General features: G+C 60.0%; 26 protein-coding genes and 1 pseudogene. 9 read left to right on the forward strand and 18 right to left on the reverse strand.

Annotation, left to right across the window (positions count from 1 at the left end):
* Nucleotides 1-55: 55 nt before the first annotated feature.
* Nucleotides 56-364, forward strand: coding sequence for a carboxymuconolactone decarboxylase family protein (locus tag A6013_RS12135; protein WP_069733132.1), 309 nt, complete (start codon nucleotides 56-58; stop codon nucleotides 362-364).
* Complete coding sequence (locus A6013_RS12140; protein ID WP_069733133.1) at nucleotides 364-744, forward strand: tautomerase family protein; 381 nt, start codon at nucleotides 364-366, stop codon at nucleotides 742-744. The genes A6013_RS12135 and A6013_RS12140 overlap by 1 nt, the downstream gene beginning before the upstream one ends.
* Here the strand turns inward: A6013_RS12140 and A6013_RS12145 are convergent.
* From A6013_RS12145 to A6013_RS12175, 7 genes are all read right to left on the reverse strand, one after another.
* Nucleotides 735-1,799 carry a DUF2955 domain-containing protein gene (locus A6013_RS12145; RefSeq protein WP_069733134.1) on the reverse strand — a complete coding sequence of 355 codons (1,065 nt, stop codon included), beginning with the start codon at nucleotides 1,797-1,799 and terminating at the stop codon, nucleotides 735-737. The two genes, A6013_RS12140 and A6013_RS12145, sit on opposite strands and share 10 nt — an antisense overlap.
* Nucleotides 1,789-2,856 (reverse strand): HlyD family secretion protein, encoded by a 1,068-nt coding sequence (locus A6013_RS12150; protein ID WP_028015382.1) that lies wholly within the window; start codon nucleotides 2,854-2,856, stop codon nucleotides 1,789-1,791. The genes A6013_RS12145 and A6013_RS12150 overlap by 11 nt, the downstream gene beginning before the upstream one ends.
* Complete coding sequence (locus A6013_RS12155) at nucleotides 2,853-3,323, reverse strand: MarR family winged helix-turn-helix transcriptional regulator (protein ID WP_028015381.1); 471 nt, start codon at nucleotides 3,321-3,323, stop codon at nucleotides 2,853-2,855. The genes A6013_RS12150 and A6013_RS12155 overlap by 4 nt, the downstream gene beginning before the upstream one ends.
* A gap of 149 nt (nucleotides 3,324-3,472) precedes the next feature.
* Complete coding sequence (locus A6013_RS12160; RefSeq protein ID WP_069733135.1) at nucleotides 3,473-4,168, reverse strand: helix-turn-helix transcriptional regulator; 696 nt, start codon at nucleotides 4,166-4,168, stop codon at nucleotides 3,473-3,475.
* Complete coding sequence (locus tag A6013_RS12165) at nucleotides 4,143-4,538, reverse strand: hypothetical protein (protein WP_063438171.1); 396 nt, start codon at nucleotides 4,536-4,538, stop codon at nucleotides 4,143-4,145. Before A6013_RS12165 ends, A6013_RS12160 begins: the two co-directional genes overlap by 26 nt.
* Complete coding sequence (locus A6013_RS12170; protein WP_028015378.1) at nucleotides 4,531-4,854, reverse strand: antibiotic biosynthesis monooxygenase; 324 nt, start codon at nucleotides 4,852-4,854, stop codon at nucleotides 4,531-4,533. The genes A6013_RS12165 and A6013_RS12170 overlap by 8 nt, the downstream gene beginning before the upstream one ends.
* A 75-nt stretch (nucleotides 4,855-4,929) precedes the next feature.
* The gene (locus A6013_RS12175; RefSeq protein WP_069733136.1) at nucleotides 4,930-6,342 is read right to left on the reverse strand and encodes an aldehyde dehydrogenase family protein; all 1,413 of its coding nucleotides are present in this window, start codon (nucleotides 6,340-6,342) and stop codon (nucleotides 4,930-4,932) included.
* 100 nt (nucleotides 6,343-6,442) lie between these two features.
* Here A6013_RS12175 and A6013_RS12180 point away from each other — a divergent pair, with 100 nt between their 5' ends.
* Complete coding sequence (locus tag A6013_RS12180; protein ID WP_028015376.1) at nucleotides 6,443-7,345, forward strand: LysR family transcriptional regulator; 903 nt, start codon at nucleotides 6,443-6,445, stop codon at nucleotides 7,343-7,345.
* On the opposite strand, the gene A6013_RS12185 is transcribed toward A6013_RS12180, so the two are convergent.
* Nucleotides 7,332-7,811 carry a carboxymuconolactone decarboxylase family protein gene (locus tag A6013_RS12185; RefSeq protein WP_014882392.1) on the reverse strand — a complete coding sequence of 160 codons (480 nt, stop codon included), beginning with the start codon at nucleotides 7,809-7,811 and terminating at the stop codon, nucleotides 7,332-7,334. The genes A6013_RS12180 and A6013_RS12185 overlap by 14 nt on opposite strands.
* Before the next feature lie 101 nt (nucleotides 7,812-7,912).
* Here A6013_RS12185 and A6013_RS12190 point away from each other — a divergent pair, with 101 nt between their 5' ends.
* Together A6013_RS12190 and A6013_RS12195 are read left to right on the forward strand one after the other, a co-directional pair.
* Complete coding sequence (locus A6013_RS12190) at nucleotides 7,913-9,301, forward strand: PLP-dependent aminotransferase family protein (RefSeq protein WP_069733137.1); 1,389 nt, start codon at nucleotides 7,913-7,915, stop codon at nucleotides 9,299-9,301.
* Nucleotides 9,302-9,381: 80 nt separating this feature from the next.
* A complete protein-coding gene (locus A6013_RS12195) occupies nucleotides 9,382-9,636 on the forward strand; it encodes a DUF4282 domain-containing protein (protein WP_039265304.1) in 255 nt (84 codons plus the stop codon).
* Between the two features lie 94 nt (nucleotides 9,637-9,730).
* On the opposite strand, the gene A6013_RS12200 is transcribed toward A6013_RS12195, so the two are convergent.
* Complete coding sequence (locus A6013_RS12200; protein WP_048959778.1) at nucleotides 9,731-9,892, reverse strand: DUF1127 domain-containing protein; 162 nt, start codon at nucleotides 9,890-9,892, stop codon at nucleotides 9,731-9,733.
* A gap of 176 nt (nucleotides 9,893-10,068) precedes the next feature.
* Here A6013_RS12200 and A6013_RS12205 point away from each other — a divergent pair, with 176 nt between their 5' ends.
* Entirely contained in the window at nucleotides 10,069-11,484 is a 1,416-nt protein-coding gene (locus tag A6013_RS12205) for a PLP-dependent aminotransferase family protein (RefSeq protein ID WP_069733138.1), read from the forward strand.
* Between the two features lie 79 nt (nucleotides 11,485-11,563).
* Here the strand turns inward: A6013_RS12205 and foxA are convergent, their stop codons facing one another.
* The 3 genes from foxA to A6013_RS12220 all read right to left on the reverse strand — a co-directional run bounded on the left by foxA (nucleotide 11,564) and on the right by A6013_RS12220 (nucleotide 15,119).
* Nucleotides 11,564-13,672, reverse strand: coding sequence for a ferrioxamine B receptor FoxA (foxA, locus tag A6013_RS12210; RefSeq protein WP_112792168.1), 2,109 nt, complete (start codon nucleotides 13,670-13,672; stop codon nucleotides 11,564-11,566).
* Between the two features lie 121 nt (nucleotides 13,673-13,793).
* Entirely contained in the window at nucleotides 13,794-14,747 is a 954-nt protein-coding gene (locus tag A6013_RS12215; protein WP_069733139.1) for an AraC family transcriptional regulator, read from the reverse strand.
* Between the two features lie 138 nt (nucleotides 14,748-14,885).
* Nucleotides 14,886-15,119: a DUF2171 domain-containing protein gene (locus A6013_RS12220; protein WP_063942935.1), complete on the reverse strand. Its 234-nt coding sequence runs from the start codon at nucleotides 15,117-15,119 to the stop codon at nucleotides 14,886-14,888.
* Between the two features lie 221 nt (nucleotides 15,120-15,340).
* On the opposite strand from A6013_RS12220, the gene A6013_RS12225 reads away from it, so the two are divergent.
* Nucleotides 15,341-15,529: a hypothetical protein gene (locus A6013_RS12225; RefSeq protein ID WP_047363975.1), complete on the forward strand. Its 189-nt coding sequence runs from the start codon at nucleotides 15,341-15,343 to the stop codon at nucleotides 15,527-15,529.
* A 38-nt stretch (nucleotides 15,530-15,567) separates the two neighbouring features.
* On the opposite strand, the gene A6013_RS12230 is transcribed toward A6013_RS12225, so the two are convergent.
* Together A6013_RS12230 and A6013_RS12235 are read right to left on the reverse strand one after the other, a co-directional pair.
* Nucleotides 15,568-16,689, reverse strand: coding sequence for a cupin domain-containing protein (locus A6013_RS12230; RefSeq protein ID WP_069733140.1), 1,122 nt, complete (start codon nucleotides 16,687-16,689; stop codon nucleotides 15,568-15,570).
* Between the two features lie 135 nt (nucleotides 16,690-16,824).
* Nucleotides 16,825-17,430, reverse strand: a pseudogene (locus tag A6013_RS12235) (ATP-dependent Clp protease proteolytic subunit); the annotation flags it as partial.
* A gap of 85 nt (nucleotides 17,431-17,515) precedes the next feature.
* Here A6013_RS12235 and A6013_RS12240 point away from each other — a divergent pair.
* Complete coding sequence (locus tag A6013_RS12240) at nucleotides 17,516-17,902, forward strand: VOC family protein (protein ID WP_045631073.1); 387 nt, start codon at nucleotides 17,516-17,518, stop codon at nucleotides 17,900-17,902.
* Between the two features lie 179 nt (nucleotides 17,903-18,081).
* Nucleotides 18,082-18,699 carry a response regulator transcription factor gene (locus A6013_RS12245; protein WP_045259555.1) on the forward strand — a complete coding sequence of 206 codons (618 nt, stop codon included), beginning with the start codon at nucleotides 18,082-18,084 and terminating at the stop codon, nucleotides 18,697-18,699.
* Nucleotides 18,700-18,702: 3 nt separating this feature from the next.
* Here A6013_RS12245 and A6013_RS12250 read toward each other — a convergent pair whose 3' ends face one another.
* Genes A6013_RS12250 through A6013_RS12265 form a run of 4 tightly spaced genes read right to left on the reverse strand, consistent with a single transcriptional unit; the run spans nucleotide 18,703 to nucleotide 25,177 of the window.
* Complete coding sequence (locus A6013_RS12250; RefSeq protein WP_069733141.1) at nucleotides 18,703-24,285, reverse strand: ATP-binding sensor histidine kinase; 5,583 nt, start codon at nucleotides 24,283-24,285, stop codon at nucleotides 18,703-18,705.
* Nucleotides 24,286-24,294: 9 nt separating this feature from the next.
* Nucleotides 24,295-24,675 carry a response regulator transcription factor gene (locus A6013_RS12255; RefSeq protein WP_048960182.1) on the reverse strand — a complete coding sequence of 127 codons (381 nt, stop codon included), beginning with the start codon at nucleotides 24,673-24,675 and terminating at the stop codon, nucleotides 24,295-24,297.
* 23 nt (nucleotides 24,676-24,698) lie between these two features.
* Nucleotides 24,699-24,959: a XapX domain-containing protein gene (locus A6013_RS12260; RefSeq protein WP_028015363.1), complete on the reverse strand. Its 261-nt coding sequence runs from the start codon at nucleotides 24,957-24,959 to the stop codon at nucleotides 24,699-24,701.
* Nucleotides 24,956-25,177 carry a DUF1427 family protein gene (locus A6013_RS12265; RefSeq protein ID WP_069733142.1) on the reverse strand — a complete coding sequence of 74 codons (222 nt, stop codon included), beginning with the start codon at nucleotides 25,175-25,177 and terminating at the stop codon, nucleotides 24,956-24,958. The genes A6013_RS12260 and A6013_RS12265 overlap by 4 nt, the downstream gene beginning before the upstream one ends.
* Between the last annotated feature and the right edge of the window lie 6 nt (nucleotides 25,178-25,183).

Genomic DNA, 25,183 nt, shown 5'->3' on the forward strand with positions numbered 1-25,183 from the left:
TTTATTTATGGTGGCAGCCTGCGAGAGTGATTTCCAGACGACAGGAGGAATAAAAATGAGCACAACACTGAATCGCGACACGCTTGCGCAGGTTTCCCCTAAGCTGGCGGAACTGAGCCAGCAGGTACTTTTTGGCGATATCTGGCAGCGTCCGCAGTTAGCCCCGCGGGATCGCAGTCTGATCACGCTTGCCGCGCTGGCTACCCTGGGGCGCACCGCGCAGCTTCCCTGGCATATCGGCTTCGCCCGGCAAAACGGCGTGACGGACGACGAAATAGCCGAAGCGTTTACCCATCTGGCGTTTTACGCAGGCTGGCCGGCCGCCGTCAGCGCGCTGAGCAGCCTTGCAGAGGAGAAACAGTAATGCCGTTTGTTCGTATCATGACGGGTGACCGCTATAGCGAGATGCAGCAAAAGCAGATCTCGGACATTCTGCACCAGGCGCTAACGGAAACCTTCGCCGTTCCCGCACAGGACAGATTCCATTTTTTTGAATGCTTCGCGGCCGGGGATCGATACATTGATCGGCACTATCTCAGCACGGGCAGAACGGAGGGGGCGATACTGTTTAATATCGTTGCTGGTAAGCCGAGGAGCACTGAACAGAAATCTGCCCTCTACCACCAGCTGGCTGCGCAACTGAATGAGAAGATGGGCATTGAAGGTGGAGACGTGATGGTCGTTATCCAGTTTACGGCCGCTGAGGACTGGAGCTTCAGCGGCGGCAAACGCTATCAGCCCTGAATGACGTAGCGCGTGGCGGCGAAACGGTTCAGGATCAAATGCACCAGAAAGACCATCGTCAGCGTCGCCACCAGCGAAAAGGTCACGGAGGTGATGCGATAGAGATCGCTGAACACCAGGTCGCTGTCCGGGTGGATGTTCTGCCCGAACATAATGCCGATGGTCGTGATGCTGGAAAACCCCACGCCCGCGCCCACTTTCTCCATCACGTGCAGCCGCGCGCCAAACGCCAGGCCGAGGCCAATCAGCGGCATCATCAGCAGCATATGGCTGCTGTGATCGTAGAGGATAAGCTGCACAACCAAAATGTAGAGGCAGCCCAGCACTACCCCGACCACGCGCCAGATGGAGCTCATCACCGCGCCGCGATAGTGCATAGGGAACAGGATCAGAATTCCTGCCATCAGCGCCGAGAGCGAATCGCTTAAGTCGCTAATCTGAAACACCACGAAAATCATCGTCGCGACGCTGCCGGAGAGCAGCGACTCGTGGCGCACGCGGGCGTCGTCTTTCTCAATCAGCGGCGGCGGCTTGCGGGGCTCCACGTCCGGCAGCAGGTAGTTCATCAGCGCGCTCAGGCACACCGCCATCACGCTCGCTTCAATGTTGGAAAACAGCAGCGTGTGCCAGTTGGTGGTGGGGTAGCTCATAAAGTTGAGCATCACGCTCTGGCACACAACGCCCATCGAGCCGAACAGGAACAGCGGCCCTTTGCTCATAAAGCGAAAACGCATCACGTAAAGGGCAAATACCACCAGCGTCATGATGACCGGCCATTGGGAAAGATAGCCGATGATAATCACCATTTCGACGCAGTTCAGCGATGCGCTGAAGATAAACTGTTTCGCCACGTGGCGGTTAAACACCGGCACCAGCGAGAGGAGCATGATCGGATAGACCACGAAAAACACGCCGTAGCTGGTGTTGTAGAAGCTCGATATGCTCAGGGCAATCATCCCGGCAAAAACGATGCGCAGGGTCTGGCGAAAGTCGTTTGCCGTGTAGACGATGTTGCCGTGCGGGGTAAAGACCCGCGCCAGCGTATTAATAGACATAGTGAAGCAGGCTCACCAGGTGGATCTGCATTCCAGAGAAGAAGCGCGCAAACGGCCCTTCGCTGTTGTAGAGTTGCACGGTCGCCCGCGCGCCGGTTGGCAGCGGCTTCGGCAGCGGCTCGTCCAGCGTGACGTGAATGCGCATGCGCTGGGCGTCTCGTACCCAGCGGTTAGAGGTCTCCGGCTGGGAGAGCTGGCCGTTAACCGCCTCCTGGCCTGCGAGGATCCCCGCGTCGCTGCTGGCCACGTGGGCGCGGAACACCTGCCCCGGGAAGGCGTCAAACACTACGGCGGCATCGGTGCCCTGACGGGTATGGCGCAGGCTCTTCTCGCGGAAATCGGCCACGATATCGGTCTGGTTGTTTACCAGCGCCAGCGCGGCGGAGCCGGATGAGGCGTAAAAACCGGGGCTTAACTGCAGGTTACTGACCGTGCCGTCCGCCTGGGCGTAGACCTTTGTCCAGCCGAGGTTCAGCTCTGCTTCATCCAGCGCGTTGCGGTATTTTTGCAGCGTCACGTTGCGGTGTTCTTCGCGCTCGCCGCGCTGGATGCGCAGGTTCCGGATGTTGGCCTGAATCGTGCTGACGGACTGCTCGCTGCTCTGCCAGGCGGTGCGGACCTTATCCAGATCCGCCTGCGAGACGTTCTGTAACGTGCTCAGCTTCTGGTAACGTTCGAAGGTCACCTTGTCGTTACGCGCGGTCAGCACCGCGGTTTTCAGGCTGGCCTGCGCGGCGGCGATCTGCGCGTCCAGCTGTTCGTTAGAGAGACGCGCCTGCTCCAGCGCGATTTGCGCCGCTTCCACTTTATTGCGAAACGGCGTGTCGTCGAGCTCAAACAGCAGATCGCCTTTCTTCACCTGGCTGTTGTTGTGGACATGTACCGCCGCCACGTAGCCGGAGACACGCGGAGAAACCGGGGTTACCACGCGCATGACGGTGGAGTCCGGCGTCAGCGGGATCCAGATATCCGCGACGACAAAATAGATAAACATCAGCAGGAAAGAGGCAATACTCACCCTTACCCAGCGGGCAAATTTTTGTTCAGGGGTCATTATTTTTCGGTCTTGTTGTCTTCTTCGCGGATTGTCCGCAAATTGCAGGCGATTTGATTTAACGTGGCGCTGAAAATCTCGATATGCTCCGGCGCGATGTGTTGCGATACGCGAGCCTGATAGGTCTCAATCACCTGAGTGAGCCTTTTTAATATGGCTTTTCCCTCAGGCGTCAGCGTCAGAAGCCGGATGCGCTTGTCATAAGGCGATGTGGTGCGCAGCAGGTAACCCTGTTTTTCCAGCTGTGTCAGGGTGCGCATCAGCGGCGGCAGTTCAATACCTTGCACCTCCGCCAGCTCACTCATTGAGACGTTATCCCCGAGCTGATGAAGCTGCATCATCACCGTCCAGCTCGACTGGGTTAAGCCGGTATCGAGAATGGCATCATCGATCACCGCACGCCACTGGCGCACGATCATCGCCATCCGCATGCCCATCGGCCTGCGGCTAAACAGCGCTTCTTCACTCATGGGGAAACCTCTCGTCACACGCGGTCAAGATAATAGTTATCAGGGTAAGTATCAAGAAACGAGAGGCGAAAGCGCAGGAATTGCGAAAACGATGTCTCCCTCTCCCTGTGGGAGAGGGTCGGGGTGAGGGCACCAGCCCGCAGTGGAGTTTAGCGGCTAAAATGCCTCCTGACGGCACTTTTTCCCGAAGCCGTCAACACCACCTCCCGATACCCCGCCACCCGCTGGATCCACCCTTTGCTTTCCAGATGAATAAGCAGCGCCGCGCCAGCTTCGCCTCCGAGGTGAAACCGCCGCTCGCTCCAGTCCAGACAGGCGCAGCAGGCCTTGCGGCGCGGATGAGCGCTTAACGACACGCCGAGCTTCAGAAACTGCTCCCGGCCATACAGCGTGAGCGCTGAACCGTCTGCCTCCAGCCAGCCTTCCGCCTGCATGAAATCGTAGATCTTTACCGCCACCGCGCCCGCCAGATGATCGTAGCAGGTGCGCGCCTCCCGCATGGCCTTCGGCGCGGTGGTTTCCGGCGGCGCAATGCGGCTCCAGGAGAGCCCCATCATCTGTTCGATCAGCTCCGCCACGTCGTGCCCCGCCAGACGATAGTAGCGGTGCCGCCCCTGAGACAGACAGGTAATCAACTTTCCCTCCACCAGCCGGGCGAGATGCCCGCTGGCGGTCGAGGGGGCGACGTCTGCCGCGGTGCTCAGTTCGGTAGCGGTCCACGCCCGCCCGTCCATCAGCGCGCACAGCATCTTCACGCGCGACGGATCGGCCATTGCCGCCGCCACCGCCGCAATGGCCTGCTCCAGCGCCGCGCCGTTATCAGTCGGTAAGCTTGTCTTTAACATGTGCTGCCCAGGGTTCGGTGATCTCTGCGGCCAGCTTATCATCATCCGTCAGCAGAATAAGGTGATTCGCATGGTCGCTGTACTGGGTAAGAACAGACACGCCGCGTGCCGCCAGCGCCGCCGCGATCTCGCCCAACTCTCCGGGGCGTTCCTGCCTGAGCTTTCTGATAACCGGCCTGCGCACCGCCTGCACGGTAAACCCGGCCTCCACCAGCACGCGGCGGGCTTTTTCCCCGTCCTCCACCAGGAAATGGGCATCGGTACCGAATACGCCGCCACCCTCAAGCCCTACGCCGTTGCGCCCCAACAGCTGTCCAAAGCGCGCCAGCTCGCCGGGCCCGTCGCGGAAAATCACGTGAACGTCATACATCCGCGCGCCCTCCCGTTTCAGAACTGTACTCCCGCACCAGCTGCGCCACGCGAATACGGTAGAAAGAGAAAATCGACTCCCGCCCTTCGGCCTGCGCCGCCTGATGGAAAACGTTCTGCTTCCAGCGGCGGACGGCCTCTTCATCCCGCCACCAGGAAAGGGAAAGAATTTTGCCGTCGGTCGTCAGGCTCTGGAACCGTTCGATATCGATAAAGCCGTCGATGTCGGCCAGCAAAGGCTTAAGCTCTGCGGCAAGTTGGAGGTAGCGCGCCTGATGGGCAGGCGCGGCTTTGGCTTCGAAAAGGACTGCGATCATGATGGTCTCTCCGCTGTGATGTTGAGGAGAGAATGCAGGATGGAAAAGCACAATGCTTCGGTAAAGAGCGAAGCTTTAGCCCAGAACCGATCTCGGCTCCATAAACGCCCGGATCCCCCACTCGCCCATCTCGCGCCCCACGCCGGAGTGCTTAAACCCGCCGAATGGCGCTTTCGGTTCATGGGCCAGGGTGTTCACCAGCACGCGACCGGAAACAATCTGCTGCGCCACGCGGCGCGCGCGGTCCGCACCGCCCAGCACCACCGCGCTCAGGCCGTAGTCCGTGTCGTTGGCAATGGCAATCGCCTCCGCCTCGTCACGGTAGGGAATTACGCACAGCACTGGGCCAAAAATCTCGTCGCGGGCAATCGTCATTTGGTTGTTCACGTCGGCAAACAGCGTCGGGCGCACAAACCAGCCGTCCTGTGTGCCTTCCGGCCGCCCCTCGCCGCCCGCCAGCAGGCGCGCCCCCTCTTCAACACCTTTGCGGATATAGCCCTGCACCCGCTGCCACTGCTTTGCGCTGACCATCGGGCCGACGTCCGTTGATTTATCGCGCGGATCGCCGGAGTTCACCGCCGCCACGGCCTGCGCCAGCGCGGTTTCGATCTCCGCCTTACGCGAGTAAGGCACCAGAATGCGCGTACCGGCCACGCACGCCTGCCCGCTGTTCATAAACCCGGCCTGAATCACCAGCGGGATCGCCTGCGCCAGATCCACGTCATCCAGCAGGATCGTCGGCGATTTCCCGCCTAACTCCAGCGTCACACGCTTAAAGCTTTCCGCCGCGTTGCGCAGGATCGCCTTGCCGGTATGCGTCGAACCGGTAAACGAGATTTTTGCCACGTCCGGATGGCGGCTGATTGTGTCACCGACCGTCTCACCCCGTCCGGTGACGATGTTAAACACGCCCGGCGGCAGAGCCGCATCGCACAGCGCTTCGGTGACAATCTGCGTTTGCAGGGCGCTCATTTCGCTCGGCTTGATCACCGCCGTACACCCCGCGGCCAGCGCGGCCGCCAGCTTGCCGCAGATAAATCCTGCGTCGCTGTTCCACGGCGTAATCAGCCCGGCCACGCCAAGCGGCGTCATCTGCACCGTGGCTGCGCCCGCGTGGGTGACGAATTCAAACGCCTCCAGCGCCTCAATCGCCTGAGCAATCACCTCCGCCGGATAGCTGGCCATCCACGCCGAGCGCGAGGCGGGCGCGCCGTACTCTTCGATGACCGCTTCCAGCAGATCGTCGTGACGAGCGGCCACGGCGGCGTGCATACGTTTTAGCGCGGCAATGCGCTCCTGCTTTGTCGTCTGCGACCACGCGGGGAACGCCGCTTTTGCCGCCGCAACGGCGCGCGCTGCGTCAACCTCATCCGCCAGGCGTACCTGCCCGATGACCTGCGCCGTCGCCGGGTTGTATAAATCAAACCGTTCGGTGCCGTGCGGGGTAACAAATTCGCCGTTAATAAAGATCTGTTCGATAGTGTGCATATAAACCTCCTCAGGCTGTGTGAGCACAGTCTGGCACGGCTTCTCCGTTGCGATAATCCACGCTATGCTGCAAGGGTTGTTTCGATTTTCAGGATAATCTATGCATCGTTCAGGTCTGACAGAGCTGGAAGTGGTTATGGCGGTGGTGCGGCGCGGCAGCTTTCGCGGCGCGGCGCAGGAGCTCGGCATGTCCGCCACGGCGGTCAGTAACGCTATCGCCGGGCTGGAGAGCCGCCTTGATACCCGCCTCTTTAACCGCACTACCCGCAGCGTGGCGCTCACCGACGCCGGACAGCGCTACGTGGCGCGTGTTGGCCCGGCGCTGCAGGAGATCCGCCTCGCCAGCGAGGAGATCCACAGCGACACCGGGGAACCCGCCGGCACGCTGCGTCTGAACGTGCCGAACCATATCGGCACCCTGTTTCTGGACCAGCTGCTGATCGACTTTATGATCCGCTATCCGAAGATGCGCGTGGAAACCGTCAGCGAAGCGCGCATGATCGACATCGTCGCGGAAGGCTACGACGCGGGGATCCGCCTTGAGGAGTCCGTGCCGCAGGACATGATCGCCGTGCCGCTTACCGGGGAGATCCGCCAGCTGGTGACCGCCACGCCGGACTATTTTGCCCGTCACGGTACTCCGCAGACGCCGGACGATCTGCTTTCACATCAGGGGATCGGCATGCGCATGGCCCACGGCGGGATCTACCGCTGGGAGCTGGCGCGTCGGGGGGAAACGTACGCCCTTGCCGTACCGCCGCGCTTTGCGACATCCGATCTTTTCGCCTCGATCCGCGCCGTAAAGGCGGGATTAGGGGTAGGATTTTTGCCGGAACTGTATATCCGGGAAGAGCTTGAGCGTGGAGAGCTGGTGAGCGTTTTAAACGACTGGGCGCAGCCCTTTGCCGGGCTGCGCCTGTATTACCCTGGCCATCGCCACGTTCCGCCGGGACTGCGGGCGCTGGTGGCGATGATCCGCGAGCGCGGGATTATTCCAGGTTAGCCTTATTCAGCCCGTAAGCCGCGTCCAGCGAGCCGGGCGCCATGCGGGAGGTGATCCCCAGACGGTTCCAGGCGTTGATCGCCACGATGGCGAAGTTCAGCTCTGAAATCTCCACGTCCGAGAAGTGCTCCGCCACGCTGCGGTACAGCGCGTCGCTCACCCCGTGAACGCCAATCTGGGTCAGCGCTTCGGTGAAGGCCAGCGCGGCTTTCTCGCGGGCGCTGAACAGCGGGGACTCGCGCCAGGCAGCAAGATGGTACAGGCGCAGCTCGCGTTCCCCGGCGATTTTGGCCTCTTTAGAGTGCATATCCAGACAGAACGTACAGCCGTTCAGCTGCGACACGCGAATGTCGATCAGGTGCTTCAGCGCCGGGTCGATGGAGGTTTTTGCCACCTCCATGCTCAGGGCAGACAGCGCGTTGGCGAGGGCAGGTGTAACTTTATGGTGGTTAACGCGAGTGCTCATTGTCTTTCCTCTTTTTGTGCGGCATGTGCCGTGCGATGAGGCAAATCTACGCCGTTCATGACATAGTAAAAAGATACAAAAAGCGTGAAATGAGGTAGGACATGAAGCCGGGCTATCACGACATTTATACACGCTATCGCGACAACATCACGCGGGGCGTGCTGAAGCCGGGGGATAAGGTACCTGCCATCCGCGTGCTGGCGGAAGAGCTGAAGGTGGCGCGCAAAACCGTCGAAACGGCGTACGCCATTCTGACGGGTGAAGGGTATCTGGTGAGCCAGGGCGCGCGCGGCACGCGGGTCAACCCGGATTTACTGCTGCCGGATAACAATGCCCCTGCGGAACAGCCTACCGGCACGCTTCCGGCCTCGCTTATCAGCCAGCGCGAGCGGGCCGGATTTCTGCGCCCCGGCATCCCCGCCCTCGACAGCTTCCCGTATAAAAAATGGCTGCTGCTGGCGGGCCAGGCGACGCGCGCCATGCGTCAGGAGGAGATGCTCAACCCGCCCGTCCTGGGCTGGTATCCGCTGCGCCAGGCCATCGCCAGCTATCTCAATATCTCGCGCGGCTTGTCCTGCACCGCCGAAGAGGTGCTGATCACCAGCGGCTACAGCGGCAGCCTGCGGCTGATCCTCGACACCCTCGCCAGCCGCAGCGACAAGGTGGTGTTTGAAGATCCGGGCTACTTTATGGGCCAGCAGCTGCTGAAGCGGATCGTGCCGCGCCTGCACACGGCGCCGGTCGATCGCTGCGGCATTGATACGGAATACCTGCTTCGTCACCATCGTGACGCGCGTTTTGCCATCGTCACCCCCTCGCACCAGAGCCCGCTGGCGGTGACGCTCTCCCTGCCGCGCAAGCAGCAATTGCTCGACTGGGCCAGCCAGAACGAGGCGTGGATCATCGAAGACGATTACGACGGGGAGTTTCACTACACCCGCAAGGTGCTGCCGTCGCTGAAAAGCCTCGACCAGCACGACCGGGTGATCTTTATGGGCACCTTCAGTAAAACCATCATGCCGTCGCTGCGCATGGGCTACGTGGTGATGCCCGCCAGCACCGTCGGGGCCTTTACCGACTGCGCGGATATCACCACCAGCGGCCAGCCGGTGCTGACGCAGAAGATCCTCACCGCGTTTCTCAACGAAGGGCATTTTTTCCGCCATCTCAAAAAGATGCGCGCGCTGTACCAGACCCGCCGCGACTGGATGATTGCCGCCCTGCGCGAGGTGTATGGCGATCTGTTTTTCACCGAGCAAAACGACGGCGGGATGCATATCGTGGCGTTTCTCACCAAAGGGAGCTGCGACCGGGAAGTGGCCCGCTGCTGGCAGGAACAGCAGCTGCAGGTCAATGCGCTCTCTGAGTGGTATCGCGGGTCGGGCAAACGCTACGGGCTGGTAATGGGCTATAACAACGTGCGGACGTATCAGGAGGCGGTGGAGCTGCTGGAAAGGCCGAAACGGCAGACGCTGGAGATATTACTCTGAATTCAGATATCTGCCCAATTAGCACCAATTTAAAATATCGATATAATCTGATGGCTTTTTACATTTCTAAGGAAAAGAAAATGAAATCAATTTTGGGATTTGATTATTTATTAACACCACGCGTGCTGGTCTTATTTTACTGGATCGCCATGCTGCTTATTTTTGCAGGCGGTGTGTATACCATGTTCAGCGACCATCTCATCACCGGCTTTATCGGTACGGTATGCAGCCTGGTCGGATGCCGCGTGATGTTCGAACTGATTATGGTTGCGTTCAAGAACAACGAATATTTGCGCCGTATCGCTGAAAACACGTCCGTAAAATCTGCCGAATAATCCGCTTGTTATATGCCGGGTGGCGGCTACGCCTTACCCGGCCTACGTTCTTCTGTAGACCCGGTAAGCGTAGCGCCACCGGACAACCCTATCCTCATACATCATATCGCGATAACCCAACGTCCTTGAGCTGCTCGTCGCTCATCTGGCTCAGGATGCGGCGGGTCCGGTTGATGCGATACCAGTTGCGGATCGTTTTGCCGATCCAGACAAATACGACGAACGGACGTTTTGAACGGTTTTCGTAGAATTCCATAATGCTCTCCTCACTGTGCCAGTGGGGTTATCATCCTGGAAATCGACCTGCGCAATACAGATGCAAAAACAACTTTTGTTTAACATACAGATCCGCTAAAACGGTATCTGCATGCCGTTTTTTGCGGCAATCTGTACTGGTTTAATAATCTGTATGGTGAAAATAAAGGATACAGCATGACACGCTATCAACACCTGGCCAACCTTCTGGCAGAACGCATTGAACAAGGGCTGTATCGCAGCGGCGAGCGTCTGCCGTCGGTGCGCGCCCTGAGCCAGGAGCATGGCGTGAGCATCAGCACCATACAGCAGGCCTACCAGATCCTCGAAAACCTTCAGCTGATCACCCCCCAGCCGCGCTCCGGCTATTTTGTCTCGAAACGCAAAGCCCAGCCGCCCGTCCCGGCGATGACGCGCCCGGTGCAGCGCCCGGTGGACGTCACCCAGTGGGATGAGGTGATGATGCTGCTGGACGCCCGCGCCGACAAAGAGATGATCTCCTTTGGCGGCGGCTCGCCGGACATTAACCAGCCGAGCCTGAAGCCCCTGTGGCGCGAGATGAGCCGCCTTGCGCTGCATAACCCGAGCGAGATGCTGAGCTATGACGTGCTCGATGGCCGCCTTGAGCTGCGCGAGCAGATCGCCCGCCTGATGCTGGACGGCGGCTCTACCGTCTCGGCAAGCGACATTGTGATCACCAACGGCTGCCACGGCGCGCTGTCGATCGCCCTGCTCTCGGTGTGCAAAGCGGGGGACATCGTGGCGGTGGAGTCGCCATCTTTTCACGGCACCATGCAGATGCTGCGCGGGTTTGACATCAAGGCGATTGAAATTCCCACCGACTCTGAAACCGGGATCAGCATCGAGGCGTTAGAGCTGGCAATGGAGCAGTGGCCGATCAAGGCGGTGATCCTGGTGCCCAACTGCAATAACCCGCTCGGGTTTATCATGCCGGAAGCGCGGAAAAAACAGGTTTTAGCCCTCGCCCAGCGGCACGATATCGTGATTGTGGAGGATGATATCTACGGTGAGCTGGGGGCGGAGTACCCACGCCCGCGCACCATTCACTCGATGGACATCGATGGCCGCGTGATCCTCTGCAGCTCGTTTACCAAAACCGTGGCGCCGGGCCTGCGCGTCGGCTGGATTGTGCCGGGGCGCTATTACGACCGGGTGATGCACATGAAATACGCCGCGGGCGGGTTTAACGTGCCGGGCACCCAGATGGCGGTGGCGGCGTTTATTCGCGACGGCCATTACCATCGCCACGTGCGCCGTATGCGCCAGATTTATCAGCAGAATATGGAAACCTACACCTGCTGGGTGCGGCAGTATTTTCCGGCGGAGATTTGCGTCACGCGCCCGCAGGGGAGCTTCCTGCTGTGGGTTGAGCTGCCAGAGAAGGTGGATATGGTGTGCGTCAGCAAGCAGCTGTGCCGGCTGAAGATCCAGGCGGCGGCCGGATCGTTATTTTCCGCGTCAGGGAAGTACCGCAACTGCCTGCGGATCAACGTGGCGCTGCCGCCAACGGATAAACATCGCGAAGCGTTGAAGAAGATGGGCGAGGCGATTGTGATTGCGATGGAGGAGTAGTACGTTTTTTAGCGCCGGTGGCGCTACGGAATAGCGTAGGCCGGGTAAGGCGAAGCCGCCACCCGGCAAAATCAACGGCTCAGAACTTCCACGAAACGCTGCCCACAATGCTGCGTTCTGCGCCGAAGTAGCAGTAAGAGAGCGAGTTACACGCCGCAACGTAGCTTTTGTCCGTCAGGTTATTGACGTTCAGCTGCGCGCTCACGCCCGTAAGCCCCACTTTTGACAGGTCATACCCCACGACCATGTCCACCAGCGTGTACGATGGAAGCGTATGGGTGTTCTGGCGATCGCTGGCGATCCCGTTGACATAGCGCACGCCGGAGCCGACGGTCAGGCCGTCCAGCGGGCCGGTTTTGACGTCGTAGCTCAGCCAGGCGCTGGCCATGTTACGCGGGGCATAGACGGCGCGCTTGCCCTCTTCTTCCGGGCTGCTCTTCTTATAGCGAATATCCGTGTAGGTGTACGCCGCCTGCATGCGCAGGCTGTCGGTCAGCTGACCAATCGCCTCCAGCTCAACGCCTTCGGATTCGATTTCACCGATGGAACGGTACGGATCGGTCGGCTCCTCTTTGGTGGCAATGTTCTTCTGGTTGATGCGGAACACCGAGGCGCTGAACTGGCTGTTCATCCCTTCTGGCTCATACTTCACGCCCGCTTCCCACTGCTTGCCCTTCATCGGATCCAGGATATTGCCCTGCTCGTCAGCAAAGCTGGTCGGCGTAAAGGCGGTGGAGTAGCTGACGTACGGCGCAACGCCGTTATCAAACAGATACAGCAGCGCCGCGCGGCTGCTGAAGTTGTTTTTATCCAGATCGCTGCGGGTGTGGTTAAAGTTGTCGACGTTCGACACGCTCACCTGGTCGTAACGCCCGCCGAGCGTCAGGCGCCAGCGGTCAACGGACATCTGATCCTGTAGGTAGTAACCGGTCTGGCGAAGCTTATGCTTTTCCCTGCTGTACTGGGTGATGTAGTCCGGCTTTGCACCGTAAACCGGGTGGAAGGCGTCAATCGGCGGGAAGCCGCCATAGTAGCCGGTCACGTTGTTGGTGCGGTCCTGGTAGTCCATGCCGATCAGCACGCGGTGGTTCACCGCCCCGGTGTCGAAGCTGCCGTCGACCTGGTTATCCAGGGTGATGGCGTTCATCTTCTCGTCGGAGCCGGAATAGCCGCGGTTCAGCTCGGTGTCATTCAGCCAGCCTGCGGCATACACCTGGTTCAGCTCCACTTTGGTGTGCAGGTAGCGCAGCTTCTGGCGCACGGACCAGCCGCTGTCAAACAGGTGCTCAAGGTTATAGCCGACCATGTTTTCCCGACGATCGTACTTGTCGTAATCGTCTTCACCTTCAAAGAACGTGTTGGAGATTTTCTTCCCGCTGTGCGGCACAACCGTGCCCTCATACGGCAGGCCGGAGTGGCTGCCGCCTTCCGGATCACGGTGCAGGTAGGCCATCAGATCCAGACGGGTGTTATCGGTGATACGCCAGGTCAGGCTCGGCATCAGCGCGTAACGCTCTTCCTTCAGCGGATCGAACTGGGAATCGGCATAGCGGGTCATCCCGCTGAGGCGCACCGCCACGCGGTCATTATCATCAACCGGGCCGGTGACGTCGAACATCGCCCCACGCTGGCTATTGTTCCCGGCGAAGAGCTTGATCTCCCCGCCCGGATCGAACGACGGCTTACGAGAGGTAAGCGCCACAATCCCGCCCGGCGATGAACGGCCATAGAGCACGGAGGCCGGACCGCGCACGACTTCGATACTGTCCAGGAACCACGGATCAACCACCAGCGAGCTGTGGGAGTTGGTGTCGCCCATCATCTTCAGGCCGTCCAGGTAGACGTTGTCCAGGCTGCCGTCAGAGAAGCCGCGCAGCACCATGTAGTCAAAGCGGTTAGACGCCCCAATCTGGTTGCTGTAGACCCCCGGCGTGTAGCTCACGGCCTGACGCACGCTGGTTGCGCCCTGCTCTTCGAACTGCTCGCGCGTGACGATAGAGACCGACTGCGGAGTTTCAATATCCGGCGTTTCAAGCTTGGTGGCCGCAGACTGCATCTGCGAGGTCACCACCACGGTGTCAGTTTTTTGCGCATCCTGCGCCAGTAAAGGAAAAGCGACGCTACCGGTAACCCATCCCACCAGCAGTGCCAGACGCGATTTAGCAAACATAACCCTCTCCAGAGATATTTCTTATTGTTAATAAGAATTATTACCTTTTTGAGAGTGCAAACGGCTATGCGCGCCGCCAGGTTACGTATGCGTGATGCTAAACCGCACGGGATGCGTTCGCGCGATGGGCGAAATTACGTTAGCGGAGTTTGCGCACGTCGCCCGGAGAAATCCCGTAATGACGACGAAATGCGGTGGCGAAGTTGGTGGCATGCTGATACCCGCACATCCAGGCCGCCTGCTGCACGCTGTGGCCTTCCAGCAGATAGCGGCGCGCCAGCGCAAGGCGACAGTCGCGAAGATAATCGAAGAGGGTGCAGCCGTAGCGCTGACGGAACTTGCTGCGCAGGCTGCTTGGGCTCATTGCAGCCAAGGCTGCCAGCTGCGCGAGAGTATGATCCCGTTCAGGAGACTGTTCCAGCATGCTCCGTACGCGTTCCAGGCGCGCATGCTCAGGGCGGCTCGGGCAGGGCTGCTGGCGCTGATTCAGGCCGTGGCCGAGCAGCTGGTACATCAGCCCCTCCAGCAATAGCTTACGCGCGAGCACGCTTCCTCTCTGCTGCTGCGCATGCTGAATGCCTGACATAACAAACTCGGGAACGTGCCAGACAAACGTGGGTGTATTCAGGTTTTGCCATTCCAGCAGCAGCGACTCAAGCAGGGCTTCACGCCCGGCTTCATGCGGGTACACGCCAAACGAGAGCGTTTTCAGCGCGCTGTCGGCGTCGTGACGCGCGCTCATCACCTGCTCCTCACTCAGACGGGCGCTGAACGCCATGCCGGGACGAACGTGATAGTCGATGCCATTGAGCGCGATCGTAACGCAGCCTTCCAGCACTACCAGCATATAAAGCGGGCTGCTGTGGCGGGATGTGGTTTCGTAGGGTTGTAATACATGCACGTCGGAGTGGGTCAGCGAAATGCCGGACGAGAGCGTCATCTCTTCCACATTCCCCTGCAACACCGGGCTGCCGCTGATCTGATCCCCTTTTAACAGCGGGAAACGGTAGTCGATGCCGTAGCGCTCGCCGAATACCTGAAAATCCTCAACAAAAAATATGCGTTTCGCTGATCTATTTTCACTCTGGAGCATAATTCGGGGCCTGCATCGGGAAAAGGACAGGCAAAACAGTACCATCCCTTTGCCATATCAGCAATCACCGGGCGCAGACACTATTACGCTCCGGACAAAGCCGGAGCGAAGATATATATTTCTTTACGAGAAATATATTTATGCTTCCTGCCACTCAGCAAAAACCTCTTTATGGTTTTTGGTCAGGATAACGTTATTATCTTCGACCTTATCGACCCAGCCGAGAGGAATAAAGTGGTGCTTGCCGCCTGATTCAGGGTCACTCTTAGCAAGCTTGATACGCTCGCCGTCTAAATGGTCCACAACCCCGACGTGCGTTCCGCAGCTGGCGACAACCTGAGTGTGATCCTTAATTGCGCTTTTATCTACCATAATCATTCTCCTGTTTCGGTTATTTGCCTGTTGCACGAAAAATAACTGTAGCGCATAAATTCAGGCTTAAAAGGCTTATTAGCATTTTGAAACATCATTGACAGAATGGAATATGATGTCTATTTAACGCCGAAATGAAAAAAATAAGAATGAGATGAATTATTTCCGACTGATTATTTCCCGATCATAATTAAATTATCGCAACCAACGAGGAGGTATTTATGACGATTCGCAACAATAATCGGGCAGAAATTTCGCTGGCTCTTGGTGAAGCGGTCCTGGACATCGTGCAAAAAGGCCATGAGGTATCGCGAGAGAATCTCGCCCAGGCGATGAAAATCAAAGCGGAGAAAGAGCGCGACGACGAGCGGCTTTTGAACTACTGGAAGGCGTGTAATATGCTGGTTTGAACGTAGCGGCGTTTAGGCTGACTAAACGCCGCCTCCTGTTACTCGTCGAAGTACCAGTACCCCTGGTTAATCAGCCCGGTGAGTTCGTCAACAAACGCCGGGTTTTTCAGCGCATCGCCCAGCTCGGCCTGGCCGAGTTCGGTGTTGCGGCACAGCGCATCCGCGCCCTTCGCGTCTACCGTCTCCAGCTGTTCGCTGTTGATGAAGAAGCTGCCGTTAACGTTCAGCACGCGCAGGCCGCTCAGGCGCGACAGCGTTTCGCCGCCCTGCAGCGCGTCCAGCACCTCGTCTGCCGAATACGGCGGCTCGGCGGCGGCAATATCCAGCTCGTGGCGCGGCGTGGAGACGAAGCTGCCAAACCATTTCGTGAAATCGTCCGGCTTGCTAATCATGTCGATCATCATCTGACGGATACGATCGAGCTCGTACTGCTCCACGCGGCCCGGATGTTCGCGGCAGGTGAGATCCGGATCGCTGTAGTGTTCGCCGCCCAGATCGTTTTCCAGCGCGTAGTCGGCAAAGCTGCTGATCAGATCGCGGCCGTTCGGCCCGCGGAAGCCGACGGAGTAGTTGAGCGCGGTTTCATGGGTAAAGCCGTCATGCGGGAATCCAGGCGGAATATAGAGGATATCGCCCGGCTCAAGATCTTCGTCGATGATCGGCTCAAACGGATCCACGTGCAGCAGCGCCGGATGCGGGCAGAACTGACGCATCGGCAGCTTGTCGCCCACGCGCCAGCGGCGGCTTCCCATCCCCTGAATGATAAACACGTCGTACTGATCGATATGCGGACCCACGCCGCCGCCCGGCACGGAGAAGGAGATCATCAGATCGTCCAGACGCCAGTCCGGCAGGACGCGGAACGGACGCACCAGCTCCGCGGCGGGCATATGCCAGTGGTTCACCGCCTGCGCCAGCAGCGACCAGCCGGTTTCGCCCAGACCGTCAAAGTGCTCAAACGGACCATTGCTGGCCTGCCATTTGCCGTTAGCGTGGCTCACCAGACGGCTATCGACTTCCGGCTCCATCGCCAGGCCTGCCAGCTCGTCCGGGGTAATCGGGTCGACAAAATTCGGGAAGGCATTTTTCAGCACTACGGGTTGTTTTTGCCAGTATTTCTCAAGAAATTCCGGCCAGTTCAGGTTCAATTGATACGCCATGGGTAGCACCAGTGAGAGGGGAAACAGGCGCGATTATAGGCAAGAAGGCAGAGGGGGAACTTGTCATGGGTCAAACGAGCGCACGTAGGTCGGGTAAGGCGAAGCCGCTACCCGACACGTACACGGTAGTAAAACTTAATCCAGGTTCAGCTCGTCGTAATGGGTAATCAGTTTGCCCACGATGCCGTAGTCCAGCGCTTCTGCCGGAGACATCCAGTAGTTGCGGTCGGTGTCTTTTTTCACTTTTTCCAGCGGCTGGCCGGTGGCGTCAGCGATCAGCTTGTTGACGCGATCCAGCATGCGGATGATCTCGCGCGCTTCGATCTCAATATCCGTCGCCTGACCGCGCACGCCGCCCAGCGGCTGGTGGATCATAAAGCGGGTATTCGGCAGCGAGTAGCGGTGCTCTTTTTTCGCTGCCAGGAAGATGGTGATCCCGGCGCTTGCCACCCAACCGGTGCCGATAACGTGCACTTCCGGGCGGATGAACTTGATGAAGTCGTGAATGGTGTCACCCGCTTCCACGTGGCCGCCCTGGCTGTTGATGTACAGCTTGATCGGATCGTTGCTGACGCTTTGCAGCAGGATCATCTGGGTAATGACCTTCTGCGCCAGCTCCTGGTTGATCTCGCCGGAGATGACAATCGAACGGGACTCCAGCAGTTTTTGCTGCAGAGCGCCCGCGCCGCTTGACCCTTCCGCTTTGTCCTTGTCGCTTTCTTTCAGTGTGTAGTGCATTGTTGTTTCCTCAGCTTGTCGCGCTCAAAACCAGAGTGTAGCCTGTTTTATCGGTGAAAGTCCTCACAGACAAATAACGAGGGAGCTTATGAATATCGCACATGTCGCACTCTGGACCCGCAGCCTTGAAGCCCAGGTTCAGTTCTGGGAAACGGTGTTTAATGGCCGCAGTAACGAACGCTACGTCAGCAAAAACCGTCCGGGGTTTGAATCCCATTTTATTACCCTGGATGACGGGCCGACCCTCGAGCTGATGACGCTGCCGGACCTGCCCGACGCCCCGTCGCACCCGGAGTTTATCGGCTGGGCGCATATCGCCATTAACGTCGGCAGCAAGGCAAAAGTGGACAGCATGGCCGAGCGGGCGCAGGCAAACGGCACGCTGCTCAGCGCCCCGCGCATGACCGGGGACGGCTTTTATGAAGCGGTAATCGCGGACCCGGACGGCAACCGCATCGAGCTTGTCGGTGCATAAAAACAGCGTTTCATTCCTTCCCCCCCCCCGCCCCGGCTCGCTATACTTCATATGGTTATCATATTGTTAAATGATAATGATATTTAATGTGTTAAGATGAAAGTCAGCATAAACAGTCTCTTACGCCACCGTTGAGACTGTTTGCATCCTCGACATTTAAATCAGCACCGGGGCGGTGAATGGAACACATTGTGTATGTGGTTGATGACGATGACGCGGTCAGGCAGTCCGTAATCGGGCTGCTGGAATCGGCAGACTTAAACGCCATCGGCTTTTCATCAGCAGAAACGTTTCTTCAACACCGGTTTGAGGATCTGCCGTCGTGCGTGATCCTCGACATGCAGATGCCCGCCATCTCTGGCTTCGAGGTGGCGGACGCGCTCAAAGACAGCGGGCGCGAGATCCCGATTATTTTTCTCACCGGCCACGGCACTATCCCGATGTCGGTGCGCGCCATCAAAGGCGGCGCGTACGAATTTCTCACCAAGCCCGTTGAATCCGCCGCGCTGATCGACGCCATTGAGTCCGCGCTGCAGCTGGCGGAAAACAACGCCGTGCGCAATAAAGAGCACTACGCCCTGAAGCAGCGCCATTTGTCCCTCACGCCGCGCGAGCACGAGGTGCTTGAGCTTGCCATCACCGGCAAGCTCAACAAGCAGATTGCCGCCGAGCTGGGCGTCAGCGAGATCACGGTGAAGGTGCACCGCCGCCGCGTGATGGAGAAAATGCAGGTGCGCTCCGTGGCCGAGCTGGTCAGGGCCGTTGAGCGCCTGACCAAAAGCCAGCCCGCGGAGTAACGTTTACCCTTCCTGCGCGGCCAGCGGCAGCGCGAAGGTAAACACCGTGCCGTGCGGCTCCCGGCGGCGCGCGCTCAGCTTTCCGCAGTGGCGCTCGATGATGCTGGCGCTGATGGTCAGCCCCATCCCCATCCCCTGCGGCTTGGTGGAGTAGAACGAGTCAAAAATCTGCTCCAGCCGTTCGGGCTCAATGCCGCTCCCGGTATCGGCGATCTCAACGATCACTTTCCCGTCCGCGTTGGCGGTGCTGAGGATGATGGTGGTGGCGCGATCCCTCACCTCGGCCATCGCTTCTACCGCATTCATCACCAGATTCAGCAGCACCTGCTGGATCTGCACGCTGTCTCCGGTGATAAAGCTGTCGCTGGCGTTCAACAGATAATCAACGCTAATGTGTCTCTGCTCCAGCTCGCTGCGCGAAAGCGTGATGATATGGTGAATCAGGTAGTGCATATCGATGCGCGAGAAGGTGGGATCCTGCTTGCGCGTCAGGGACTGGATGCTGCGAATGATCTCCCCCGCTCGCGCACCTTCCGCGGCGATCTCCTCCAGCCCTTCGCGCACTTTATCCAGGCGGGCGGGCTCGCGGCTGAGCCAGCGCAGGCTCGCCCCGGCATTCGAGACGATCGACATCAGCGGCTGGTTGATCTCGTGGGCGATGGAGGAGGTCAGTTGCCCGACGGTGGTGGCGCGGGAAACGCGCGCCAGATCCGCCTGCGCCACCCGCATGGCATCCTCCGCGGCGCGCTGGCTGGTGATATCGGTAATGATGCCGTAGTACTCGTTCACCTCGCTGCCCACCCCCACCGGATCGCCAATTCCGAGGATGTAGCGCGTTGAGCCGTCGGTGCGCTTTATACGAAACTCCGCACGCATGGAGAGCCCGTCGCGCACGCTCTGGGTGACGATGGCGCTGATGCGGGCGTAATCGTCCTCGTGGACGAAGGTTAAAAACTCCGCCATGGAGATCATCTTTTGCTGGTCGGGCAGGCCGAGAATGCGGGCGTACTCTTCCGAGACAAACATCAGATCCTGCTCCAGCTCCCAGCGCCAGCTGCCGGTGTGGCTGATCTGCTCGCCCAGCATCAGCGAGGTCTGGCTGGCGCGCAGCTCTTTTTCCACCCGGCGGCGCTGAATGTTCTCCGCCAGCAGCTCGGCGTAGAGCCGCGCCGTCTCCAGGGATACCGCTGCCTGCGCGCCCAGCAGGCTGACCACGCGCGAGTGCTCGGCGGTGAAGACCTCCGGCATCAGGCGGTTTTCCAGGTAGAGCACGCCCACCAGCCGCGCCTGTTTGAACATCGGGACGCACATCACCGCCGCCCCCGAAGTCACCAGATAAGGGTCCTGGCTGAAGGGATGAAACTCCTCCGGCTTGCCGGTACGGATCTCCTGCCCGGTGCGGATCACCGCAGCCAGCACCGACAGCGGCATGTCGGTCGCCATCGGCACGTCTTTCAGGATCCGCACCCGCACGCCGTCGGTGCTGGTCCAGGCGCTGGCCTCGATCTCCGGGATCAGGTTATCGCTCACGCGAAGCAGCAGGCCGCGCTGCGCCCCGGCGCGTTCGAGCAGGATGGTCATCAGGTTTTCAATCAGGCGCTCAAGATTGATCTCTTCCGACAGCGCGCGGGAAGCCTTGATCACGCTCTGCAGATCGCGGATCGTCTCGTTCTGGGCAAACGCCACCGTGTCGTAGGCGCTGGCCTGCCCGGAGGCCAGCAGGTGCGGGAAATCCTGCTCCAGCTGGCGCACCTTGGCCTGCGCGCCCGCGCGGCCCCAGGCGGCAATCGCGCCGCGGAAGTGCGCGTCTGATGCGGTCGGGTAGCCGCAGGCCAGCGCAAAGCGGCCCGCCAGCTCGTGGGCCAGGGCGTTAATCGGGTTAAAGCCACCCTCGCGGGAGAGCCGGACCGCCTTCTCATACTGCTCAAGCGCAATGCTGTTCATCCCGTCCAGACGGACAATTTCGGCGTAGATCAGCGCCTCTTTATCCGCGAACGTGCAGGGATTAATGCGCGCCCAGAGGGCGATTTTGTCGTAGTGAGCGTGAATGCTGCGGCGGTGATTCGCCGAAAACGTCTCCGGCGTCAGCTGACGTGAGAGCGCCAGCGCGCTGTAGAGATGGTAATCCAGCAAATGGATATGGCCCGGCGCAGACCACGCGTACCAGCCCGCCATCTCAAGATCCGCCTGCGCGTCGGTATACTCGCCGCAGGTAAAGTGCGCCATGCCGCGGTAGAGCCAGTACCAGAACAGCATGGTGGAGGTCTGCTCCGGGGCCTGCTCCGGCGACGCGGGAAGCAGCGCCTCGGGCAGCGCCTGCGACGCGGTCCAGGTGCCAATCGTCGGCGTGCGCAAAAACTCCACGAAGGTGCGCTGGAGCATCAATATGGTCTCCACGTCCTGGAAGTGGGTTTTACGTACAAACGCCAGGCCGCGATCGATGCTGGTCAATACCCCGTCCAGGTGATCGCCCCGTGAGAGGAAGTTAATGACCTGATGGCAGGCCGCAAAGCAGGCCACCGTCATATCGCCGTGGGTAACGGCGGCGGTGAAGCAGGCTTTTGCGCACTCGATGGTGAATGACAGCGGCTGAGTCCAGACGCTGAGCTGGTCGAGGGGCAGCAGGGTTTTGGCTTCGAACGCGTCGTAGCCGTGGCGGTTCACCAGCTCGCGGGCCAGGGTGCCGTACTGGAACCCGAGGCGGTACTCGGCGTAGCGCTGGCCAATCAGCACGCCAAACCAGGCCATCGCCGTGGTGGAGGCGCCAGTGATGCCGTGGTCGAGGGTGAGGTGCATCATGCGGCAAAGCAGCAAAAAATGCAGGCGCGGGCAGATGAAGCTGGCGCAAATGCTGGCGCTGTAGAGCAGGTTCATCACCGCTTCGGTTTCCGGGTTATCCATTCGCGACAGCTGGGCAAAAAGGCTTTGCGGCGCGTCGGCCGTGCGGTTGCAGAAGTGTTCCCAGGCCTCGTCGCAGTCGGCATCTTCCGGGTGGCGGCCAATCTGAATACCAAAAATCCCCAGCCAGCAGAGCGCCGCCTCCAGCGCCAGACGGCTGTCCGACTGGCGAATGTACACTTCCACCAGCAGGTTGGCCGCCAGCGCCTTTTCGGTCAGCCCGCCGGGGCAGCCGAGGATGGCGTCACACAGCTCGCGGGTGCGCTCCAGGTGCCCCAGAGCAAACTCGCAGCCCGCCTCTTCGATATCAAGCATAAAGTCTGACACCGTCCCGGCGTTGCCCAGCGCTCTGGCGGTCTGGATATAGCTGAGCGCCGATGGATAATCCCCCGAACGCTTTGCCCGTCGTGCGGCCAGCAGGCTCAGCTCGCGGAACATCTGGCGCTGCGGCGCGGGCTGGATGCAGTCCAGCGCGGCCGTGACGTGGTGAACGGCGCGGAACAGCAGTTCGTTCCCCGCGGCCTGACGCGCGGCGTCGGCCAGCAGGCTGGCGGTGGTCAGGTGAAGATGGCTTTTCTCATGCTGATCCAGCATCGCAAAGGCCGCCTCCTGCACCCGGTCGTGGGTGAAGGCGTACTCTTTTTCCGTCAGCACAATGAGCTGGGCCATCACCGCCGGATGCAGCGCATAGCGCATTTCCGCCATCGACATGCTGACCACCCGGCAGATCATCTCCATCTCGCCCGTGCCGCCGAGGCAGGCGAGGCTGCCCAGCAGGCGGCGCGTCTCGTCGGGCAGCTCTTCGAGCTGCTCCAGCACCAGGGTAACGACGTTTTCGGTGTAGTGTCGGGCGCGGATCGCCTGCAGATCGTAGTGCCACTTATCCTGATATTTGTTGTGCACCACCAGCCCGTCATCCACGATGCGGCGGAAAAACTCGTGCACAAAGAGCGGGTTGCCCCCGGTTTTCTCGTGGATCAGCGTGGCGAGGTCGGTCGTCGCCGCGCTGCGGGCACGAAATATCGTCGCCAGCCAGCGCGCCACCGCCTTCACGGACAGCGCCTGCGGGACAATTTCAGTCGCGTTTTGCGCCGCCTCCGGCAGGCTCGCCAGCTGCTGTTGCAGTGTCGGTTCGGACAACGAACCAATATCGCGGTGGGCAACCACCAGCAGCAGCGGGATAGCGCCGCAGGTCACCAGCAGATGTTTCAGCGTATGCAGGCTGGCCGCGTCGCTCCACTGGAGATCGTCGAGCACCAGCACCAGCGGGCAGCCCTGAGAAGCAAAGGTTTTTACCAGCGCCAGCACCATATGGCTGAAGCGCGCCCGGGCATCAATGGAAAACGTATCCGCCGAGTAGCGCGGCTTGCTCTCAAGGAGCAGCCCCAGCTCGGGCACCAGGCTGACGGCCAGCGCTTCGTACCCCTCCAGGGCGCGCGACAGGCGGATTTTCCACTTCGCTACCTCTTCCGCGGGCAGCCCCAGCAGGTGCAGCGTCAGGGTGCGGAACGCAGAGCTTAATACGCCGTAGGGCAAAGACGGCGAGAACTGATCGACTTTCCCCACCGCCAGCAATACCTGACGCTGCTGCAGCGTTTTGAGCGCCGTCGCGATGATGGACGATTTGCCAATCCCCGACGGCCCGCCGATCGTCACCAGCTCCGGCACGAGGCTCTGCCCCACCCGCTCAAACGCGGCAATGACGTCATTCGCCTGCGGATGCGTCGCGAACAGGGAGTCCGCCAGATGGATCGCGGGAGTGCGGTCCTGCTGGCCGGGCGTAAAGGCGACGATCTCGCCCTCGCAGGTCAGCGTCGCCTGGCAGCGGCGGAGGTCGGCAATCAGCCCGTCGACCGTCTGGTAGCGGTTATCGGGGTGCTTCTCCAGCAGCTTGAGGATGATGGTCGACAGCATTCCCGGCACGTCCGGGCGAATCACGTCCGGGGCCAGCGGCTCCGAGGCAATATGGTAGTGCGCCCAGTTGGTTTGATCGTCCTCCCCCAACTCAAACGGCAGGCGACCGGTCAGGAGTTCATACAGCACCATGCCGAGGCTGTAGAGATCGCTGCGGCCGTCAACGGGACGCCGGGTGCGGGTGGTGTGCTCCGGCGACATATACGCGGGCGTACCGCCTGAAACGGCAAGCCGGGCCTGGGAGAAGGCACCGGAGAGGCTACAGGAGAGGCCAAAGCTGCCCAGACGGCAGGTGGCATCGTGATGAACAAAAATCGCGCCGGGCTTGATATCGCCGTGGATCAGGTTTTGCAGGTGCATCTGGCGCAGGGGAACGCAGATCTGGATCGCCATCTCAATAAAGCGCGAGATCCCCGAGATCGCCCTGCCCGCGCGCCGCGCCAGCAACTCAAACGCAAACGGCGCATACACCAGCGCGAAACGTCCCCGGTACTGGGTCGAGGCAACGGCGCGGATGGCCCAGCTGTCCTGCAGCACGTCACGCAGCGCAAATTCGTTTTTTAGCAGCCGCGTGGCCCGCTCTTCCTCTTCGTCGCTCACCGCGGTGGCAATGATGAACGAGCCGCCTGAATGGGGATGGCGCGCGTGCATCCAGGCGATACCGCCCTCCTGCGCCAGCACGGTAAAAATCACATCCTCTTTAAGGACAAAAACCCGCCCCTGGTGAAGATTCCCCTGGGCGGGCCAGAATGCAGGCTGCTCGTGTTCGTTCATCCGCGATCCTTATCGTCGGCGGGCCAGCTCCCGCTGTATATGATCCAGCAGAATATCGATGTTAATGGGTTTACGCAAAAATGCAGCGGCGCCCAGGCTAAGAGCGTACCGCTGCATATTTTCATCAGCATGACCGGAGATAAAGATCACGGGCGGCGGGGGAACGGCCAGCAGCCGCAGCTTTTCAAACAGCTCCAGGCCGCTCATGCCCCGCAGCTTGATATCGGCGATCACCAGCGCCGCGCCGGACAGGGCGAGCGGATGGCTCAGAAATACCTCTGCCGAATCAAACGTATCGGCGGCATACCCTTCCGACTCCAGGAGATTACTCAGCCCGCTGCGGACGGAACGTTCGTCATCAATGATGGCAATGCGCCACGGCAGCGTCATGCTGTCTTTCCTCAAAAAAATCATTAAACGTCGCGATCGTCCTTCGCGGGCGCGGGGGGCGCCGTGCCGCTGATTTTCGGCACGCATTCGTGACGAAACCAGGCGAGGGTAAACGGTTCGCGACTCAGTAAACGCCGTCCCACCGGGATGAGCTGTTCACCCACCAGCATGCCAAACAGGCCAAGCAGGGCGACAACCGGCGGTGCCGGGGAATGAACGTCGAGCAGGGCGTAAATTACCCCAGCAACCACGCCGCACACCAGCGAAATTATCCATGCTCTCATGACGTTGCTCCCGTCGGCGATTTCACCTGTGGAACCGTTACCTGAGGAGGCGGCGCGCCGTCGCGGGATAACAGATGGCGCGTCGCCTGTTCACCCGCCAGCATGCCCAGCAGGCCAATCAGCGCCAGCGCGGGCGGCGCGGGGGAGCGCACCTTCAGCACGGCATACATCAGGCCAATCAACACGCCTGCGGCAAGGGATATCAGCCCAGTACTCATTGTGAA

Origin of the sequence: Enterobacter sp. IF2SW-B1, from assembly GCF_001743375.1 — a bacterium.
In the GTDB taxonomy this organism is placed as follows: Bacteria; Pseudomonadota; Gammaproteobacteria; order Enterobacterales; family Enterobacteriaceae; genus Enterobacter; species Enterobacter bugandensis.